Annotated in this window: 22 protein-coding genes; 12 read left to right on the forward strand and 10 right to left on the reverse strand. The window is 60.7% G+C overall.

All coding sequences use genetic code 11. The annotated features are described in order from the left end of the window. The first annotated feature begins 8 nt into the window (after positions 1–8). The 4 genes from AC1UK9_RS11430 to AC1UK9_RS11445 all read left to right on the forward strand — a co-directional run bounded on the left by AC1UK9_RS11430 (position 9) and on the right by AC1UK9_RS11445 (position 3,942). Entirely contained in the window at positions 9–983 is a 975-nt protein-coding gene (locus AC1UK9_RS11430; protein ID WP_482580102.1) for a hypothetical protein, read from the forward strand. 44 nt (positions 984–1,027) lie between these two features. After that, positions 1,028–1,813, forward strand: coding sequence for a hypothetical protein (locus tag AC1UK9_RS11435; protein WP_482580104.1), 786 nt, complete (start codon positions 1,028–1,030; stop codon positions 1,811–1,813). A 111-nt stretch (positions 1,814–1,924) separates the two neighbouring features. After that, positions 1,925–3,283: an MATE family efflux transporter gene (locus AC1UK9_RS11440; RefSeq protein ID WP_482580105.1), complete on the forward strand. Its 1,359-nt coding sequence runs from the start codon at positions 1,925–1,927 to the stop codon at positions 3,281–3,283. A 98-nt stretch (positions 3,284–3,381) separates the two neighbouring features. Further along, positions 3,382–3,942 carry a YceI family protein gene (locus AC1UK9_RS11445; RefSeq protein WP_473015268.1) on the forward strand — a complete coding sequence of 187 codons (561 nt, stop codon included), beginning with the start codon at positions 3,382–3,384 and terminating at the stop codon, positions 3,940–3,942. 15 nt (positions 3,943–3,957) lie between these two features. On the opposite strand, the gene AC1UK9_RS11450 is transcribed toward AC1UK9_RS11445, so the two are convergent. The 4 genes from AC1UK9_RS11450 to AC1UK9_RS11465 form a co-directional block, all read right to left on the reverse strand. Further along, on the reverse strand, positions 3,958–4,170 hold the full coding sequence (locus AC1UK9_RS11450) for a YXWGXW repeat-containing protein (RefSeq protein ID WP_007965935.1): 213 nt from the start codon (positions 4,168–4,170) through the stop codon (positions 3,958–3,960). A 41-nt stretch (positions 4,171–4,211) separates the two neighbouring features. After that, positions 4,212–4,535 carry a YXWGXW repeat-containing protein gene (locus AC1UK9_RS11455; protein ID WP_025109062.1) on the reverse strand — a complete coding sequence of 108 codons (324 nt, stop codon included), beginning with the start codon at positions 4,533–4,535 and terminating at the stop codon, positions 4,212–4,214. A gap of 133 nt (positions 4,536–4,668) precedes the next feature. Further along, positions 4,669–5,544: a hypothetical protein gene (locus AC1UK9_RS11460; protein ID WP_482580107.1), complete on the reverse strand. Its 876-nt coding sequence runs from the start codon at positions 5,542–5,544 to the stop codon at positions 4,669–4,671. Between the two features lie 129 nt (positions 5,545–5,673). Then, positions 5,674–6,159 carry a hypothetical protein gene (locus AC1UK9_RS11465; protein WP_482580108.1) on the reverse strand — a complete coding sequence of 162 codons (486 nt, stop codon included), beginning with the start codon at positions 6,157–6,159 and terminating at the stop codon, positions 5,674–5,676. 156 nt (positions 6,160–6,315) lie between these two features. Between AC1UK9_RS11465 and AC1UK9_RS11470 the strand changes: the two genes are divergently transcribed. Next, the gene (locus AC1UK9_RS11470) at positions 6,316–7,002 is read left to right on the forward strand and encodes a GNAT family N-acetyltransferase (protein ID WP_482580110.1); all 687 of its coding nucleotides are present in this window, start codon (positions 6,316–6,318) and stop codon (positions 7,000–7,002) included. A gap of 404 nt (positions 7,003–7,406) precedes the next feature. Here the strand turns inward: AC1UK9_RS11470 and AC1UK9_RS11475 are convergent, their stop codons facing one another. Beyond that, positions 7,407–8,045: a TetR/AcrR family transcriptional regulator gene (locus tag AC1UK9_RS11475; RefSeq protein WP_473015275.1), complete on the reverse strand. Its 639-nt coding sequence runs from the start codon at positions 8,043–8,045 to the stop codon at positions 7,407–7,409. Positions 8,046–8,131: 86 nt separating this feature from the next. Between AC1UK9_RS11475 and AC1UK9_RS11480 the strand changes: the two genes are divergently transcribed. Beyond that, entirely contained in the window at positions 8,132–8,779 is a 648-nt protein-coding gene (locus AC1UK9_RS11480; protein WP_482580112.1) for an NAD(P)H-dependent oxidoreductase, read from the forward strand. 46 nt (positions 8,780–8,825) lie between these two features. Here the strand turns inward: AC1UK9_RS11480 and AC1UK9_RS11485 are convergent, their stop codons facing one another. Together AC1UK9_RS11485 and AC1UK9_RS11490 are read right to left on the reverse strand one after the other, a co-directional pair. After that, a complete protein-coding gene (locus tag AC1UK9_RS11485) occupies positions 8,826–9,944 on the reverse strand; it encodes a DmpA family aminopeptidase (protein WP_482580113.1) in 1,119 nt (372 codons plus the stop codon). Positions 9,945–10,008: 64 nt separating this feature from the next. Beyond that, the gene (locus AC1UK9_RS11490; protein WP_025109069.1) at positions 10,009–11,112 is read right to left on the reverse strand and encodes a polyamine ABC transporter substrate-binding protein; all 1,104 of its coding nucleotides are present in this window, start codon (positions 11,110–11,112) and stop codon (positions 10,009–10,011) included. Between the two features lie 111 nt (positions 11,113–11,223). Between AC1UK9_RS11490 and AC1UK9_RS11495 the strand changes: the two genes are divergently transcribed. Then, positions 11,224–12,003 carry a helix-turn-helix transcriptional regulator gene (locus tag AC1UK9_RS11495; RefSeq protein ID WP_482580115.1) on the forward strand — a complete coding sequence of 260 codons (780 nt, stop codon included), beginning with the start codon at positions 11,224–11,226 and terminating at the stop codon, positions 12,001–12,003. A gap of 126 nt (positions 12,004–12,129) precedes the next feature. Here the strand turns inward: AC1UK9_RS11495 and AC1UK9_RS11500 are convergent, their stop codons facing one another. After that, the gene (locus tag AC1UK9_RS11500; protein ID WP_482580116.1) at positions 12,130–13,071 is read right to left on the reverse strand and encodes a class I SAM-dependent methyltransferase; all 942 of its coding nucleotides are present in this window, start codon (positions 13,069–13,071) and stop codon (positions 12,130–12,132) included. Positions 13,072–13,270: 199 nt separating this feature from the next. On the opposite strand from AC1UK9_RS11500, the gene AC1UK9_RS11505 reads away from it, so the two are divergent. Together AC1UK9_RS11505 and AC1UK9_RS11510 are read left to right on the forward strand one after the other, a co-directional pair. Beyond that, a complete protein-coding gene (locus AC1UK9_RS11505) occupies positions 13,271–13,684 on the forward strand; it encodes a response regulator (RefSeq protein WP_025109072.1) in 414 nt (137 codons plus the stop codon). A 77-nt stretch (positions 13,685–13,761) separates the two neighbouring features. After that, the gene (locus AC1UK9_RS11510; RefSeq protein ID WP_482580118.1) at positions 13,762–14,430 is read left to right on the forward strand and encodes an HAD-IA family hydrolase; all 669 of its coding nucleotides are present in this window, start codon (positions 13,762–13,764) and stop codon (positions 14,428–14,430) included. Between the two features lie 125 nt (positions 14,431–14,555). Here the strand turns inward: AC1UK9_RS11510 and AC1UK9_RS11515 are convergent, their stop codons facing one another. Continuing rightward, complete coding sequence (locus tag AC1UK9_RS11515; RefSeq protein ID WP_482580120.1) at positions 14,556–15,215, reverse strand: methyltransferase family protein; 660 nt, start codon at positions 15,213–15,215, stop codon at positions 14,556–14,558. 502 nt (positions 15,216–15,717) lie between these two features. Continuing rightward, complete coding sequence (locus tag AC1UK9_RS11520) at positions 15,718–16,674, reverse strand: LysR substrate-binding domain-containing protein (RefSeq protein ID WP_473015284.1); 957 nt, start codon at positions 16,672–16,674, stop codon at positions 15,718–15,720. A 113-nt stretch (positions 16,675–16,787) separates the two neighbouring features. Here AC1UK9_RS11520 and AC1UK9_RS11525 point away from each other — a divergent pair, with 113 nt between their 5' ends. The 3 genes from AC1UK9_RS11525 to AC1UK9_RS11535 are packed head-to-tail and all read left to right on the forward strand — an operon-like array spanning position 16,788 to position 19,045. Then, positions 16,788–17,810, forward strand: a complete 1,023-nt coding sequence (locus AC1UK9_RS11525; protein WP_482580121.1) for an aldo/keto reductase — start codon at positions 16,788–16,790, stop codon at positions 17,808–17,810. Then, positions 17,807–18,604, forward strand: a complete 798-nt coding sequence (locus AC1UK9_RS11530; protein ID WP_025109077.1) for an SDR family NAD(P)-dependent oxidoreductase — start codon at positions 17,807–17,809, stop codon at positions 18,602–18,604. Before AC1UK9_RS11525 ends, AC1UK9_RS11530 begins: the two co-directional genes overlap by 4 nt. 30 nt (positions 18,605–18,634) lie before the next feature. Then, complete coding sequence (locus AC1UK9_RS11535; RefSeq protein ID WP_473015286.1) at positions 18,635–19,045, forward strand: SRPBCC family protein; 411 nt, start codon at positions 18,635–18,637, stop codon at positions 19,043–19,045. Positions 19,046–19,053: the final 8 nt, after the last annotated feature.

Raw genomic sequence — 19,053 nt, forward strand, 5'->3', positions numbered from 1 at the left:
GAAGGGAAGTGCTGATTGTGTTTTTCAGATTGTGTATGGCTTTTGCGGTTGTATTGGCATGGATGATATTGGGTTGGGTCGCACCCATTGTCCAGTTAAGTGAAAATCAAGCGTTGTATGTTTTTTCCTCTCAAGCGCAAATTGTTGCGGCTATTTATGGTTTGACCATTACCGGCTATATATTCTTGCATGGGCAGCAAGAGCGGTTGGCTGATAAGGACGAGACGATTGTTGGTGCATTGAATGATATCAAGGTCAGGCAACATTCGTTCATTACGTTTTTGTCACTGGTATCATTGTTTTCCATTTTTTTTGCGCTGTTTGCGATCGTTTTCCGCGAGTCGCCAAGCGCACTGCTGAAGGTTCTTACGCAGAATGCCGCGGCTTCATTATTTTTCATAGCGCTGATCTGTACCGGGTATTTTGTACACGAGGCCATGAGGCCGAACAAGATTGAGGAAGCAAGCGAGAAAATTAAGAGAGAGATTGAAGCGCGTTCCAGGGCCTTGTCTGAACTTTCGGATGGGCAGAGTAAAGGCAATGTTAAATCGAATGGTGCCGTTGATGGTGATGGTCTCGGCAAAAAAACAGGCGCAACCAATAGTAGTCTCAATGACGGGAAGATGAACTCTTTTGAAGAGTTTCTTGGTCGCTACAATTACATTGAACACTCGCTCGATATCTTTGCTGATTTGTATCTGGAGCATAACAGACTTGGTGAGAGTGATTTGTCTCGCCATCCATCCTATCGGGAGGATAAAACCGCCAGTCGATTGCGTTGGCCGAGACCCAGGGTTGTTAAGGCCATGCTCGATCAGGGTTTGATCAATCAAACATTTGCTGAAGAATTACACGAGTTGATTCGGTATCGAAATGCACTGGTGCACGGGCGAGACTTTTTTGTGTCGAATGAAGTTCTGGAGAAGGCGAAGTATGCTGCAACTGAACTGGAGAGGATTTTACACAAGATCAGTAATTGGTAATTCTTTGATGCTGTTCTATTAACACAACCGGATAATCAACCTGCATGGAAAAAACTGTTTTGATGTCTCGAACGATCATTGGCCTTCTGGTTTCGCTGCTCGGCTCATCTGCTGTGGCTCAGGCAAGCCCACCTGGCGCCGAGCAATACGAGCTGATGCTAACCGCGATGAGCGAGGCGCAAGAGCGAGTACAGTCGATCATCGGCATACTGAATGACAAAAGTACTGACAAGGATAAAGTGCAGGCTGCGACCGAACAGCTTGCCGAGGACAGGGCGCGGATCGAGAGCCTTCTGGACGTCGCCATCAAGTCAGGAAATGCCGCCGCTCTTTACATGCGGGCGCGCATGACGGAGGCGAGCAAGCCCAAGGATAACAATTGGGCGCAAATGCGCGAGAGCGCCTGTGTCATGTATGGCGAAGCAGCGCAGAAGGGACTGGTGGCGGCGGCCGTGGCGTTCGTCAATTGCAATGACAGGTTCCCGCGCACACCCCGATATGAGACCAGTCGTACTGTGCTACGCGCCGCGCTGAACGGTCAGGATATCTATACCGATGCCTACCCTTTGCCTTTGACTCTCGCCAACTGTTTCAAAAAGGAGGCCGCACCATCCGACCCGGACGATTCGCCGCTGACGAAAATGATGAAGGCACTGGAGCCTGTAATGCTTGATGCCAGACAAATGAGAGCCGAAGGTTTTTATGTGTTGGCCGCCGACAAGGTGTATCCAATGACGAGTCAGGCGAAAATCGACTTGGAGAGTGCCTTTGCGGCCGGTTGCGAGAACGATCCGCAAGTGCTCAAGCAGCGTGTATTGGCCGATCAATGAAGTGTTGTTGCGAGGGGGGAAGGGAAAAATAATTGCTGTATCGAGACTGGGTGCAACGCATCGAAGCTATCGTTAATCTGCCCACCCGCCATCCAGATGGATCTTTGTTTTATGCAAACCCCGAGCGCCACCAAACCCCTCTGGCAAACCTATCTGCTGTTCCTTGCGCCGATGGTGCTGTCCAACTTCCTGCAGTCGATGTCGGGCACGGTCAACAGCATCTACATCGGGCAGATGCTCGGTACGCAGGCACTGGCGGCGGTGTCGGGGATGTTTCCGATCATCTTTTTCTTTATCGCGCTGGTGATCGGGCTGGGCGCGGGCGCCGGGGTGTTGATCGGCCAGGCGTGGGGCGCGCGCGAGGCGCACATGGTCAAGGCAATTGCCGGGGCGACGTTGTTGCTGGGCGTGTTGATCGGGCTGGCGGCGGCGGTGCTCGGCAGTGTGTTCGCGCGGCAGGCTTTGCAGGGGTTGGGCACGCCGGCGGATGTGCTGGACGATGCAGTGGCCTATGCGCACGTGATGATGTGGATTCTGCCGTCGATGCTGGTGTTTGTGCTGTTCACGCAATTGCTGCGCGGGGTCAGCGATACCGTGTCGCCGTTGTTGGCGTTGATGGTGTCGACCTCGGTCGGGCTGGCGCTGACCCCGGCATTGATTCGTGGCTGGTTCGGTTTGCCTCAGCTGGGCATCCAGAGTGCTGCCTACGCCGGCCTTGCGGGTAACCTGTCGGCGATGGCGTGGCTGGCGTGGCGGCTGATTCGCAAGAACCATCCGCTGGCACCGGATCGCGAGTTCTTCGCCGCACTGCGGCTGGACGCGGCGATTCTCGGCAAGGTCCTGCGCATCGGCCTGCCGACCGGGGTGCAGATGATCGTGTTGTCACTCTCGGAGCTGGTGATTCTCGCGCTGGTCAACCAGCACGGCTCGCAGGCCACGGCGGCCTACGGCGCGGTAACGCAAATCGTCAACTACGTACAATTCCCGGCGCTGTCGATTGCGATCACCGCCTCGATCCTCGGCGCGCAGGCCATCGGTGCCGGGCGCCTGGAACGCATGGCGCCTATCCTGCGCACCGGGCTACTGATCAACGTGTGCCTCACTGGCGGTCTGATTGTGCTGGGTTACCTGTTATCGCACTGGTTGCTGGGGCTGTTCCTGACCGAAGATTCGACCCGGGTGATGGCAGAACACTTGCTGCACATCATGCTCTGGAGTCTGCTGGTGTTCGGCTTCCAGGCGATCATTGGCGGGATCATGCGCGCCAGCGGCACGGTGCTGGTGCCGGTGGCGATTGCGATTGTCTGTGTGGTTGGCGTGCAACTGCCGGCGGCTTACTGGCTGGATGGGCAGTACGGCCTGCAAGGCGTGTGGATGGCGTTCCCGGTGGCGTATCTGGGCATGCTGGTGTTGCAGACCCTGTATTACAAACTGGTCTGGCAGCATCAGAAGATCGAGCGGTTGGTCTGAGGTTGATCCTCATGGGCAGACAGGTGACATGGCGCATTCGCAGGTTGTTTGCTTAAGTCAGTCGAAGCCTTGAAGGTTTGCCCTGTCCGGAGAATCCCATGCGTGCCCGATTCACCGCTGCGGCACTGTCTGCCTGCCTGTGCGTCATGCATGTCGCGCAGTCCGCTGAATACAACCGCGTCAACACGACTGCCAGCCAGATCAGTTTCACCTACAACCAGATGGGCTCGCAGATGTACGGCACCTTCGGCAAGTTCGACGCGACGCTGCAGTTCGACAGCGACAACCTCGCCGGCGCCCACACCACGTTGCACATTGATCTCAACAGCATCGACGCCGGCAGCACCGATGCCAACACCGAGCTGGTGAAGCCGGCGTGGTTCGATACCCAGCGCTTTCCCGTGGCGCTGTTCGAGTCCAGTCGGTTTACCCAGGTGGCGGACAATCACTATCTGGTCACCGGCCAGCTCACCGTCAAAGGCATCACCCGCGAGGTGCAGGTGCCGGTCGAGCTTAAACCGGACAGCGCGATCGGCATTTTCGACGGCGAACTGGTACTCAAAAGGAGCGAGTTCGGGCTGGGGGCGGGGGAGTGGGCGGACACGGTGGTGTCCAACGACATCGCCATCAAATTCAAAGTGGTGGCGCCACAGCAGTGACGCCAGCCCTTTGGGTCAATAGGCCCGCCAGTGTCCTGGCACCCAGCGCCATTCATTGCCGCCCCAGCGATAATGACCGGCGACCCAGTGATAACCCGGCGCAGGCATGACCGGCACGACTTCCACCGGCGGCGGTGGTCGGTGCGGACGCGCCGGGGCAACGACGCATCCGGACAGGGTGATGGCCACCAGTGCAGCAGCGAGCAAGGCTTTAACGGTTCTGGACATGGGAAGTTCCTTATAGTTGAGAGGCTCAGGTTGACGAGATTTCAGCGCACCCAGCGCCCTTCAACCCAGAACCAGTTCGGCCCGCGAGCCTGCCAGTGCCCCGGCCGCCAATGCGCGCCGTAGCGCACCGGTTGCCAGTGACCGGGCATCCACACATAACCACGTCCTTCCCACCGCCAATGGCCTTGGTCCCAGACATAACCGTGACGCGGCCCGGGCATCACTTCCATGCGCATCGGCGGCGGGGCTTGCTGGACGATCACCACTTGTTGGGCAAACACCGGCGCACTGGCCAGCGCCGCCAGTGTCATCGGCACCAGCAGCAGGGTCTTTCGCCATTTGAACAGGGAACGCAAAACGCTCATGACAACTCCTCAAGGCCTGCGTGAAAAACACATCGCAGTTGAAGAATTGGACGCCAAATCGGCGAAAGATCCGGTTTGCAGCAGATGAAATTTTCTTCAGGGTCGAGCAGGTGGCCGCAGGGTTCGTCGAGCGCTAGGGGGCTTTCAGTTCACGGGTGAGTTCGGCCAGGAATGTGCGGACATCCGCTTCGTTCAGTTCGGCATTGATGCGGGTGCAATCGCTTTCCGAAATGGGCGCATGTGTCAGGCTGATCATCAGAGAAATGAGTCGGTAGTCTTGTTTATTACCCTGTCCGGCATTGTTCTTGATGATCGCAGCGAGATCATCGACTTTGCTGCGCTCCCCGGCGTGTTGCAGATCTTTGAGCGTGTCGAACAGGGCGTGGATGTAAACATCGAACGCTCGGTAATTCTCGCCGGCATAAACGTCATCCGGGCTCTGGAACAGCGCGAAGAGATGCCCGTAGGCCTCGGGGTAGGCATGGGGGGCTTCAAACGGTCCGTAGACATGGGCATAGCTATCGCCGAGGGCGTGGATCAGGAAGCCGGTTTTCCAGTCCGACGTTGTGCCCCTCGCATACGAGGCAGCCACCAGTCTTTGCAGGTTGGATCGTCTGGCAGCGACCGCCTGGCTGTCGCCGCCATGCAATGAATGCAGTGAATTGACGATCTGGTGCCGCCAGGTTCGGTCGTAGAAGGTATTTTTGATCGAGACCGGAATGGCGTTGTAAGTGCTTATTGCGTCCGGCGCCTGAGAAAAACACGTCAACCTGTCGGCTCTGCTGCGTTCGACACCTGCCAGCTCGGCGATATAAGAAACGGTGTAGAAGTGTCCACCTATCTGATACAGCGGGATCAGATGAGCAGGAATCGCGAACTCCTTCTGCAGCACCTCTGCGGTAGGGACATCCATGTGTGGCGCGTTAAACGTGGGGCCGTCGGCGGCGGAACTCACAGGTGCTGCAAGGAACAGCAAAGTTGCCAGCAAAAATCGACGTCGTGTGTTCATTCCATGCTCCGAGTATGCTGGTCAGCGCCACCCTTGCAAGCGGGAGCGGGCGTATCCCGCTCATCCTGTTTGTAGTTCGCAATCGGCAAACACGCCAACATGCCATGGCATCAAAGGATGCGCAGCGCATCAATAAAACCGGTCTTGCTCTTTCATGGCCTGGATCTGCCAGAAGGTGCGGCCCGAGATCAGCAGGCACAGCAGCCCGAGCAGGAAGCCGCCGGTCATGATGTAGAAGCCTGGACGATAGGTGTGAAGCTCGCTGGCCAGGGTGCTCTTGTCCGGCAGCCAGCGCGATACCAGCAGCGGCACCGGGCCGTCGACTGCGTATTGGCTGTGCTCGGCGTAGCGTTCGTCCTGATACTGGCCCTCGTGAGTCTGGCCTTGAGTGTCGCTGTAACGATAATGAATGATCTTGCCGTTGCGGTTCATCATGATCTCTTCCAGCTCCGTGACGGTGCCGCTGACTTCCAAGCCGTTGAAATTCAGCGCGCCATACACAATGCCTTGCTGTCGGGCCATGCCGGCCAGCAGCAACAAGACGCAGCAGGCGACGGTCAGCAAGACGATACGGTTGTAGAGGTGGTCTCTTGCAGATTCGCGGGGATAGAACATGACCTGATCCTTGGTGATGGCAGACGCTGGAAGTCGCTGCATCGGCGCTGGACCCGGGAACTTTAGGCCGTGGCCGGGCCGGGCACGGTATGATGTCGCGGTTCGCTGGCAGCCCGACCGCCGGCAACATGTCTTTACCGCCGGAGTTCAGCTGTCATGCCACGCATCACCCACTACAAATCCCCATGCCCCGAAAGCGTCAACAGTCAGATTCTGCAACTGGTGGTCGACTATCTGACCGACATCAGCGCGGTCGGTCTCGGCCCGAGCAACCTGCTGTACAACGTCTATCAGTACGCGGTTGGCTATGAGGTGCATCTGTATCTGGAAGCGCTGAACGGTGAGAAGGGCACCGAGGTGGAGTTGCTGGTCGCGACGGCCGAGGACGACCCGGAGCTGGTCATCGGTTTCCTCTTGTACCTGCCGGTGCAGGGCGATTGGGAAGCGTGCAGCGTCGCCTACATGGCCGTGCGCGAAGGGTATCGGCGCCAGGGTGTGGCGCGGGCGATGATCGGCGAGATGATCAGCCGTTATCCGCATGCCGAACTGACCTGCAGTGTCGGCAAAGTACCGTACTTCGAGGCACTGGGTTTCGAGGTGATCGGCGCGCGCGAAACACAAGTGCTGATGAGCACCCGGCATTACCGCAGTAACGGCTTGCGCGGTTTTATCGACACCACGCCGATCTACCGTTCGCTGGAAGTGCAGCAGATCCACACCTACCTGCTGCAGAAGAACGGCAAGCGCGCGATGCTTGATGCCGAGAAACAGCGCGACCGGCAGCTGGATCAGGTCACCCGGCACACCGAGGCATTTGTCCGCCAGCGCCTGACGCTGCACTGATTATCCGTCTGCCTCCAAAAGCCCTTGTTGCGCGTCCCGCAGCAAGGGCTTTTTTGTGGCTATGAATTCGAAGCAAGGGACCGAATGCGACACCAGCGTCGGCGCGATCTTTCACCATTTCGGCAACAAGAAAGGGCGGTGGCGGTGCTGATCATCGGCCAGGCCGACCGTTATTGCCGGGCGTGGCGTTCGATTCGTGGTGCTGACGGCGCTGACACCTGAAATGCACAGACAAAAAAAGAGCCTCAAAGCTCTTTGATGGGGAGGAAGTAGAGCCCGTGAGGCTCAAGGTGCGCGTGGAACAAGGCGTGGGCTTGATTGGGGTTCAGAACACCCGCGCCTACGCAGCGCTGGAGGAGCCAAGTCGCTGCGTAACTCCATCCTAGGAGTGTGCCGGGGTCGGCTCAAGTACCGCCAGTCGCACGGGCGGCGGCGCGTTCGACCATTGCAACGATGGTCGCAAACAACTCGTCGCTGGCCTCTGCAGCACTTATCTCGCCATTGGCGGCGGCATGCGACAGCGCTTCGGCCGAGCCGAGCATGGCGCGCAGCCCGGCCTGGGTGATCTGTCCGCCATTGGCATGGGGCGCCAGATCGCTGCGGCATTTTTCGAGGAAGATCGCCTCGTAATCGCGCTTGATTCTCTCAAGCTCCGGGCTGCTTGCCAGCGCGGCAATCACCCCCGGTATCTCGTTGCCCTGCAACAACACGCAATCGACATACGCCGTGGCGATCACCCGTGCGGTGCCGGTCAATGTCGGCTCGGCATTGGCAATCGCGGCGTTCATCACTGCGGTCTGTCGGGTGTCGAAATCCCGGTACAGCGCGGCGAGCAGGCCGGCACGTGTGACGAAGTGGTCGTAGACCACCGGTTTGGTCACCCCGGCCTGTTCCGCAAGATAGCCCAGGGTCAAGGCATCGGTGCCTTCGGCGCGGATGATCTGCCAGGCGACGTCGAGCAGTTGGCGATTGCGGTCTTCGCGCGACAGACGGCGGCGCGGTTGGGCAGGGGAATCGGCTTCGCTCATTTCAGTGGTTGACATCGCTAATATACCAAACGTAACTTACTGTTCGTAACTTACCAAGAGTATATAGCCCTTGGTCAGCGCAAACTTACAGGAGAATCCCCATGCACGCATTGATTGTTATTGCGCATCACCAACCGCGTTCGCTGACGCACAGCGTGGCGACGCAGATTGCCGAGGGCCTGACCCTGGCCGACTCCGCCAATACCTTTGAAATCGCTGATTTGTACGCCGAAGGTTTCCAGCCGGTTTTCGGCGCAGCGGATTTTGCCGTGCATCACCGCGAAGCGCATCCGCCCGCCGACGTGCAGTCCGAGCATGCGCGAATTGACCGCGCCGACGCGCTGGTGCTGGTGTTCCCGGTGTACTGGTGGTCGATGCCGGCGCTGCTCAAGGGCTGGATCGATCGGGTGTTCAGCAATGGCTGGGCGTTCGATTACGGCAGTGACCAGAAGCATGTGAAGAAGCTGCAGCGACTGCGGGTGCACTTGGTCGGGCTGGGAGGGGCGGACGCCGGGGCGTTTGAACGCCACGGCTATGGCGCGGCGATGAAAGCGCAGATCGAGCACGGCATTTTCGATTACAGCGGGGCGACGGTGCAGAGTTCGACGTTGCTGCTGGAATCGGAGTCGAGTGATCCGCTGGTGCATCTGCAGACGGCTTATAAACTAGGTGTCCGGATATTCCCGGTTCTGGGTGGGAGCGAGCCTGCTCGCGAAGGCGCCCATGACGTTGAACTGATTACCAACTGACAGACCGCTTTCGCGAGCAGGCTCGCTCCCACTGGGCATCTTAATGTCAGCGGGTGCCGGGCCAGCCTGCCCTGGCAAGGGCGGCGAGCAAGGTTTCCTTGTCCAGCCCCGGCACCGCATGCCCGTTGCCTGCGGTGCTGTCGCTGGCGAGCAGGGCGTTAATGATCGCCTCTTCTACCGCTTCGGTGGCAGCCAGGAACAACTCGCTGATGTGGTCGTTGTTGACCATGCGCAAACCGTCGCAGGTGGGTGCACCTTTGCCTTCATACGCGGCGGGCGGGACGTGATCATTGCCGGTGGCGAAGGCGATGAAGATGTCTCCGCTGTGGTCTTCGTTGCCGCCGCCGCTGCGCGCCAGGCCGAGGCTGGCCCGTTGCGCCAGACGCGTGCACTGATGCGGCAGCAGCGGGGCATCGGTGGCCAGGCAGACCACGATCGAACCCATGCCCGGGTGTGGCAGCGCCGCGCGCAGGAACGGCGAATCCACCTGCTCCATGTAACGACCTACCGGATAACCGTCGACCCGCAACTCGCTGCGAATCCCATGGTTGGCCTGGACAATCGCCCCCACCGTCCATCCGCCTTGCGCGCTGTTCAAACGGCGCGATGCGCTGCCGATCCCGCCCTTGAATTCATGACAGATCATGCCGCTGCCGCCGCCGACTGCACCTTCTTCGACGGCACCGTCATGCGCGTCATTCAGCGCCTCGGCGACATGCTCGGGGCGCACGTGGAAACCATTGATGTCGTTGAGCAAGCCATCGAACGTCTCCAGCACCACCGGCATGTTCCAGTAGAGTCGGCCGTCGTCTGGTTGCTGCTGGCGATCCAGTGCAATCAACGCATCGCGCACCACGCCAAGGCTGTGGGTGTTGGTGAAGGCGATCGGACTGGTCAGCAGCCCGGCCTCGCGAATCCACTCAAGGCCGGTGGCATCGCCATTGCCATTGAGCACGTGCACCCCGGCGAAACACGGTTGCTGGTTGGTCGAGCCGCGACGCGGTTCGATCACGGTGACGCCGGTGCAGATGTCGCGTCCGGCATCGCTGCGCCCGCGCACATTACTGTGGCCGACGCGCACGCCGGGGACGTCGGTGATGGCGTTGAGCGGGCCGGGTTCTAATTGGCCGATGCGGATATTGAGGTCACGTGCACGGGGTTTCATCGAATTCTGTCTCTCTAAAGTTGCTGGATTGTTCACCGCTCCCACAAGGGAAATAGTGGTGGGTCTACTGGCCGTTCTTGACCTTGCTCCACACCCGCGTGCGCACCCGCTCGGTGGCTTTAGGCAGCGGTTCGAGGGTGTACAACGTGGCCATCGCGGTGGCGGACGGATACACCGCCGGGTTATCACGAGTGGCTTCGGCCACCAGTGGCGTCGCGGCGCGATTGCCGTTTGGATACGACAGGTGATCACTGACTGGCGCGATCACTTCCGGGCGCAGCAGGTAGTCGATGAATGCCAGGCCCTGAGCGCGGTTCGGCGCATCCTTGAGCAGCACCAGCGTGTCGAACCACACCGGCGCGCCTTCCTTGGGAAGGCTGTAGGCGATCTTCACGCCGTTGTTGGCCTGCTCGGCATTGGTCTTGGCTTCGAGCATCGCGCCGGACCAGCCCACGGCCACGCAGATGTTGCCGTTGGACAGGTCGCTGATGAATTTCGACGAGTTGAAGTAGGCAATGTGCGGGCGCAGTTTGAGCAGCAGCGCTTCGGCTTTCTGGTAGTCCTCGGGGCGGGTGCTGTTGGGCGGCAACCCGAGGTAGTGCAGGGCCACCGGGAGCATTTCCGACGGCGAATCGAGCATCGCCACACCGCACTGGCCAAGCTTGGCGAGGTTCTCTTCGTTGAACACCAGGTCCCAGGAATCCACCGGCGCCTTGTCACCGAGGGCGGCGCGAACCTTGTCGACGTTGTAACCGATGCCGTTGGTGCCCCACAGGTACGGCACGGCGTATTGATTGCCGGGGTCGTTATTGGCCAGTTTGCTCAGCAGGTCGTTGTCCAGATTCTTCCAGCCCGGCAGTTGATCGCGCGGCAGCGGGGCGAGGGCGCCGGCCTTGATCAGCGTCGGCAAACTGTAGTTGCTCGCCACCACCACGTCGTAACCGCTGCGACTGGTCAGCAGTTTGCCTTCGAGCACCTCGGCGCTGTCGAAGGTGTCGTAGACCGGTTGAATGCCGCTGTCGCGCTTGAAGTCAGCCAGGGTCGTGGGGCCGATGTAGTCGTACCAGTTGTAGACGTGCACGCTCGGTGCATCGGCGGCACTGGCGGCGCCTGCGACGCTGATGCAGGCCAGCAGGCCCAAGTTGATATAGCCACGGTGACAACGCATGATGCGGCACTCCTGGCCTGCGGCAGGCCGGTGATGATCGGGAGTGCTCAGCCTATCGGGCCGGTCACGCCTGACCCATTCCCATCATGGGTTACTCAAAAGGGGTAGTGCGTGGACGCGTTGTTGCAGGAGTTGCCGGTGCATCAAAGTCTGGCGCGGGTATTTGCCGCGGTCGGCCAGGACGCTTTCTGGCGCGCGCTGGTGGACACGTTGCGGCTGCTGGTGCCGCTGGACAATGCGCTGGTGGCGTTGATGAAGACGGGGCAGGCGCCACGATTACTGATCGATTTCGACAGCAAGGGGCGCGCCGATGAGCAGGAGGAACTGGCCAGCTACAGCGCCGGGATGTACCTGCTCGATCCGTTTTACCAAACCGCTTCGACCGGCATTGCCGACGGCTTGCACAGCCTGGCCTCGGTGGCGCCGGACCAGTTTCTGCACAGCGAGTATTACCAGAGTTATTTCCGTTCGGTGGTGGGCGAGGACGAGTTGCAGTTCATGATCAACCTCGAAGGCGGCGTGCTTGGCTTGTCACTGGGGCGCTCGACCGCTTTCGATCTGGCCGAGCAGGGGCGCTTGCTGTGTGTGCGCGACTGGGTGCTGGCAGCGATGCGTCGCCATGTGCAACTGTTGCCGCCGCAAGGGGCGGGCGCCGAACCTGTGGCGGGGGACCTGGCGACCTTGCTCGACCGCTTCGATGCGCGCCTGACCGCGCGCGAAGTCGATACCGCGCGGCTGATTCTGCAGGGTTTCTCCAGCAAGGCCATCGCTCAGCAGATGGGCATTTCGCCGGAGACGGTGAAGGTGCATCGGCGCAATCTTTATCACAAGCTCAATGTGAACGGGCATGGCGAGCTGTTTGCGCTGGTGCTGCGCCCCCACGCCTCCTGAACCCCCACAATTCCCCTTGTGGGAGCGAGCCTGCTCGCGAAAGCGTTCTGTCAGTTGATGAAATCCTGGCTGACCCACCGCATTCGCGAGCAGGCTCGCTCCCACATGGGTTATCGGGGTGTCAGGTCATTCCGTGCGTTTGAAGACCAAGGCTTTAAGGCCACTCTGCGGATCAACATCCGCAAACTCCGGCGGATTCTCCAGCCGCTGCTCGAAGCGCAAGCTGGGTGCTTCCTGAGTCACGCCATCAATCAGAAAGTCCGAACCGAACGAGGGGTCATTCATGCACGCCAGCACCGAGCCTTGTGGCGTCAGCAATTCCGGCAGGCGGCGCAGCACCCGCTGGTAATCCTTGGTCAGCAGGAAACTGCCTTTCTGGAACGACGGCGGGTCGATGATCACCAGGTCGTACGGGCCGCTGTTGATCACCTTGCCCCAGGACTTGAACAGGTCGTGGCCGAGAAAACTCACCTTGCTCAGGTCATGCCCGTTCAAGCGATGATTGTCGCGGCCACGGCTGAGGGCGGCGCGGGACATGTCCAGATTGACCACATGGCTGGCGCCGCCTTCGATCGCGGCCACGGAAAAGCCGCAGGTGTAGGCAAACAGGTTAAGCACCCGTTTGCCAGCCGCCTGCTCGCGGACCCAGTTGCGCCCGTAGCGCATGTCGAGAAACAGCCCGGCATTCTGCTTGCGACCGAGATCGACGCGGTACTGCAAGCCGCCCTCGACGATGCTCATCTCGTCGATCTCATCCCCCAGCAGCCATTCGGCGGTGCTTTGCGGCAAGTAGCGATGTTGCAGCAGCAAAGTGTGGGCGCCGCACTGTTGCCACTGCGCCGAGGTGCTGATGTCGAGCAGCAATTGCTTGAGCGCCTCGAGCTGCTCCGGCGCTGGTTCCTTGAACAGTGAGACCAGCACCACGCCTTGCAGCCAGTCCACCGTCAGTTGCTCCAGCCCCGGCCAGCAACGTCCGCGCCCATGGAACAGGCGGCGGGTTTCGCTCGGTGCCGTGGCGAGTGCAGGCAGCAGATGGGCGCGGAGGGTGGCGAGGGCTTCAGGGTTCATCAGTCACGGTCGGCAAGCAAAAGGGCCGGCATTTTAACCACAAAAACCGCCTGCCGAACGCTTGTCGCCCAAGGCCGCTCAGCACTGTTAAGAAAAGACCTGTATCAAAAATGAATTTATGCAGGTCGCGCTGCTCATACCAGATAAGCAGCGGATTCGAGCCGCTAAATCGTTAATGCAATTCAGGGAGTGCCAGTTCATGAGTCCAATACCGACGTCGAGCGCGCACCTTCCTGGCGGGTTGATTCTAGTGGTTGAGGACGATCCGTTGATTCTGGAGTTTCTCTGCGAAATTCTTCAGGAGGAAGGTTTTGTGGTCGAACCGCGGACCAGCGCGGATGACGCCAAGCTGTATCTGGAAGAGCACGCGCCCGAGGTGGCCTTGCTGCTGACTGACATCACCATGCCCGGTGAGATCAATGGCGCTGGGCTGGCCAATCTGGTCGGCGAGCGCTGGCCGGACAAACCGGTGATGGTCATGTCCGGTTATGAAACCCCGGAGACGTCCGGGGTCAAGCATCCGGTGGCGTTTATCAAGAAGCCCTGGGCTATCGGCCAGTTGCTCGACTGCGTGGACAGCGCGTTCAAGTCCAAGGCTCCGCGCCTGCACTGAAGTGGCAGGTCGAATCGCCGGGCAAAAATGCTACATTGCCCGGCCAATCTGCCAAGTCTTTCAAAGGATGCGACCTTTTGTCTGCTCACGATAACGTCTTCGACCGCGCGTTCGGCGCGTTCCTGTTAGACATGGACGGCACCGTCCTCAACTCCATCGCCGCTGCCGAGCGGGTCTGGGCCGCGTGGGCAGAGCGCCACGGGGTTGATGTCGAGACGTTTCTGCCGACCATCCACGGTGTGCGCGCCATCGACACCATCCGCCGCCTGAACCTGCCGGGAGTGGACGCCGAGGCGCAAGCGGCGTTCATTGCCCAGGCGGAAATCGACGACGTGCAAGGGATTGTGCAGATTCCCGGCGCTGCCGCGTTTCTCGCCAGCCTGCCCGCCGGGCGCTGGGCCATGGTGACGTCGGCGCCACGGGATCTGGCCTTGCGCCGGATGGCGGCGGCGGGGATTGCCGAGCCTGCGGTGATGATCACTGCTGAGGATGTGAGCGTCGGTAAACCTGATCCGGCCGGTTATCGCCTGGCGGCGAAGCGCCTTGGGGTCGAACCTGGCGACTGCCTGATTTTCGAAGACGCCACCGTTGGCATCCAGGCAGCAGAAGCGGCGGGCGCAGCGCTGATGATCATCACCACGACGCACCAGCATCCCCTCGAAACCAGCCATGCGACCGTCGGCAGTTACGAAGCGCTCAGCGTTACCGTCGACGGCAAAGGTCAATTGCACCTGCAAAAAAGCTGACACAAAACAGCCCGTGTGGGAGCGGGCTTGCTCGCGAATGCGGTCTGTCAGTGGCAGGCGATGTCGACTGATCCACCGCATTCGCGAGCAGGCTCGCTCCCACAGGGATTTGCGGTGACCTCAGGTCAGTAAACCCCCGGCAATAACCGCCAGCTGCGCGCGCAATAGGCATCGTACTCAGCGCCGAACTGGCCACGCAGCAGTGCCTCTTCCGAGTGGATGCGGGCGATCAGCGGGATCAGTGTCAGCGCCGCCAGAATCAACCCGACGCTGGAACGAAACGCCAGCCCCCAGCCCATCGCGTTGACCACCAGCCCCAGATAGCTCGGATTGCGCAGGCGTCTGTAAATGCCGTCAGTGACCAGGCGATGGCCCGGTTGAATCGCCACCAGCCCGCTGAACCGCCGGCCCAGCACAAACACCGGCCACAGTCGTAGCGCACCACCGACGATAAACAGCAAGGCACCGAGCCATCGCACACCTTCGGCGCCGAAGGTCCAGAAGTCGACGCGGTCGCAATACGCCGGCAGAAAACCGCTGACCAACCCGATCATCGCGAACGCCGGAATCACCCAACGATTGGCGCGATCCTCACGCTCGCCGGAGCTCATGTTCACATCGGTGAACAGTGACGCCACCACCATCAGCACGGTTGCCAGCGCAATCACCACCAGCGCCCCGTGGGCAAAGAATACCGCCGGCCCGCCAATGCCCCACACCGCAAGGCCCAGGTAGGCGAGGGTGGCGAGCACCGCGACCACGATCATTTGCGCAGACATCTTCATGGGCACCTCACGGCAGATCGCTCGTCCCCTGAGTGTAGATCGCCAGTGGTAGCGCTGTACCCGTGGGAGCGGGCTTGCTCGCGAAGGCGGAGTGTCAGTCAGCATATGAGGTGGCTGACATGGCCTCTTCGCGAGCAAGCCCGCTCCCACAATTTTAATTGGGTGGTGTCAGGGGTACTGGCACAGCACCGGCCCCATGTGGGAGCGGGCTTGCTCGCGAAGGCGGAGTGTCAGGCAGCATATGAAGTGGCTGATATGGCCTCTTCGCGAGCAAGCCCGCTCCCACGGTTTTAATTGGGTGGTGTCAGGGACGCTGGCGCAGCGCCGGCCCCATGTGGGAGCGGGCTTGCTCGCGAAGGCGGGGTGTCAGTCAGCATATGAAGTGGCTGATATGGCCTCTTCGCGAGCAAGCCCGCTCCCACGGTTTTAATTGGGTGGTGTCAGGGACGCTGGCGCAGCGCCGGCCCCATGTGGGAGCGAGCCTGCTCGCGAAGGCGGTGTGTCAGTCGCTGATGATGTTGGATGTGTCGGCGCCATCGCGAGCAGGCTCATTCCTGCAGGGGAGTGTGTGCTGGTCTGCGGGGGCGGTCAGGACTTTGCGGAAGGTCTCCACCAACGGCCGCAAATTGATCCGGTGCCACGCCGCCCACAACGGTGTGGTGAACGCCAGCCACGGCACTTCGCGCAGGATCACACCGGGTGGTGCGTTGTGGCTCAGGCCTTTCTGAATCATCGCGATCCCCAGCCCGGACGCCACCAGCCCCAACGCGGTGAATGGTTCGGTGGCCTGCATGCGCACATCCGGAGTGAACCCGGCGCGGATGCAGGCACTGACAAACTCGTCGCTTGCGCCCTGACGCGATTGCACGCCGATCCACTCCTGATCGGCCAGATCCGCCGGACGCAGCACCGCCAGCCGGGCCAGTGGATGCTGTTCGGGGAGCGCCAGCAGCATCGGATCGTCCAGCACCTGAAAGCCCAAAAGGTCCGGATCGTCATCGGTCGGCGGCTCACTCACCAGGGCGATATCGAGACTACGCTGACGCAGGCCTTCGAGTTGTTCAGCGGCGCTCAGGTTGTACAGCGCGACATGCACATTCGGCCGATCGACCCGCAACACCCGCAGCGCATTGGGCAACACCCCGGCGTGCATGGCGTTCTCGCTGTAGCCGATGCACAGGCCGCCTTCTTCACCGCGGCCCAGGCGTTTGCCGAGGGATTCCAGGCGACTGGCGTGAGTCAACAGGGCGCGAGTTTCGGCGAGGAAAGTCTGGCCATCGCGAGTCAGGCGGATGCGCTGCTGACTGCGTTCGAACAGCGTCAGGCCCAGGCGCTCTTCGAGCTGGGCGATCTGCCGGCTCAGTGGCGACTGGGAAATGTGCAGCCGTTCGGCGGCGCGGCCGACGTGTTCTTCTTCGGCGACGGCGACGAAGTAGCGCAATTGGCGGATGTCGATCATGTAAGACCTATAGGGACTCAAGTGCTGCACATTATGTCTTGGACGGTCTCGGCGCCGCAATCTAGGATCTGCCCAACGGTCACACAGACCCAGACACCTACGAGGACTCCTCAATGAGTTTGAAAGACAAACTGCCTGGCCAACTGGGCTTCGGCACTGCGCCACTGGGCAACATGTTCCGCGCCATCCCTGAAGACGAAGCGCAAGCCACCGTGCACGCCGCGTGGGACGCCGGCGTACGCTACTTCGACACCGCGCCGTTCTACGGCTCGGGCCTGTCGGAAATCCGCTTGGGCGAGGCGCTCAAGCAATACCACCGCGATGACTACGTATTGAGCAGCAAAGTCGGCCGGGTGATTCTCGATGAAGTCGAGGACGCCGCCGCCCGCGACCTGGGCGAAAAAAGCGGGGTGTTCGAACACGGTCGGCCGAACAAGATCGTCAACGATTACAGCGCCGACGCCACGCTGCGCTCGATCGAAGACAGCCTCAAACGCCTGCAGACCGATCGCCTGGACATCGTCTGGGTTCACGACATCGCTCAGGATTTCTACGGCGATCAGTGGCTGGAGTACTTCAATCAGGCCCGCACCGGGGCCTTCAAAGTCCTCACCCGCCTGCGCGAGGAAGGCGTGATCAGGGGCTGGGGTTTGGGTGTGAACAAGGTCGAGCCGTGCGAATTGACCCTCGACCTTGCGGAAGCGCAGCCCGATGGCTTCCTGCTCGCCGGGCGCTACACCTTGCTTGATCACGAGCGTGCGCTACAACGTCTGATGGACGCGGCGCTGGCGCAGAACGTCGAGATCGTGGTCGGCGGCCCTTACAGCTCGGGGATCCTGGCCGGCGGCGCGCACTTCGAATACCAGAAGGCCAGCCCGCAGATCATCGCCAAGGTCGAGCAGATCAAACGCATCGCCGCTACGTTTAACGTCGATGTAAAAGCCGCCGCCCTGCAATTTTCGCTGGCCAACCCGGTAGTGGCAGCGGTGATTCCCGGTGCGAGCAAGCCGGGGCGCATTGCTGAAGATGTCGCAGCATTGTCGGCCACGATTCCGGCCGGTTTCTGGCAGGCCCTGCGCGACGCAAAACTGGTGTCCGAACGTGCACCGTTGCCAATCGATGAGGTGAAAGCATGAAAATCGATCTGAGTGGAAAACTCGCAATCGTCAGCGGCAGCACCGCCGGCATTGGTCTGGGCATCAGTCAGTCGCTGGCCGAGGCCGGCGCCACCGTAGTGGTGATCGGTCGCGAAACGGCCAAGGTCGAACAGGCACTGGCGAGCATTCGGCAGAAAGTGCCAGGTGCACAGTTGCGCGGTCTGACGGCCGATCTGGGCACCGCCGAAGGTGCTGAAAAACTCTTCGCCGCCGAACCGCGCGCAGACATTCTGGTGAACAACCTCGGGATCTTCGACGCGGTGGATTTCTTCGATACCCCGGACAGTGAGTGGACACGTTTCTACGAGGTCAACGTGATTTCCGGCGTGCGCCTGTCGCGGCATTACGTGCCGGCGATGGTCGAGCAGGGCTGGGGCCGGGTGATTTTCCTGTCTTCTGAATCCGGTGTGGCGACGCCGGCCGACATGCTCAACTATGGCGTGACCAAAAGCGCTAACCTCGCGGTGTCCCATGGTCTGGCCAAACGGCTGGCCGGCACTGGCGTCACGGTCAATGCCATTCTGCCGGGGCCGACCTTCACCGATGGCCTGGAGCAGATGCTCAAAGGCGCTGCGGCCGAGTCCGGGCGCAGCCTGCGTGATGAGGCTGACGCCTTTGTACAAAAGGCCCGCCCGACCTCGATCATCCAGCGCGTGGCCGATGTCGAAGAAGTCGCGCATCTGGTCACCTACATCGCTTCGCCGCTGTCTTCGGCCACCACCGGCGCGGCCCTGCGGGTCGATGGCGGCGTCGTCGACAGCATGGCGATCTGACCCCGAATCTTTCTGGAGCAACGTTTATTTATGGCAACTGCATCTGCAACCATCGACATCCCGGCCTCGGCCGATCAGGTCTGGCAATTGATCGGCGGCTTCAACACGCTGCCGGACTGGCTGCCGTTCATTCCCAAGAGTGAACTGAGCGAAGGCGGGCGCGTGCGCACCCTGCAAACCGCCGATGGCGGCGTAGTCATCGAGCGTCTGCAAGCGTTCGACAACGCAGCGAAGACCTACAGCTATTCGATTGAACAGGCGCCGTTTCCGGCCACTGACTATCTGGCGACCCTCAAGGTTGAAAGCCATGGACAGGGCGCTCGCGTGACGTGGTCGGGGCGTTTTACCGCCAAAGGCGTGAGCGATGAGGAAGTGGTGGCGTTGTTCAGCGGCATCTACCAGGGTGGTCTTGAGGCGCTGCGGGCGAACTACCCCGCGTGAGGTGACAA

Source organism: Pseudomonas sp. AK-TSAG1-1 (assembly GCF_056821665.1).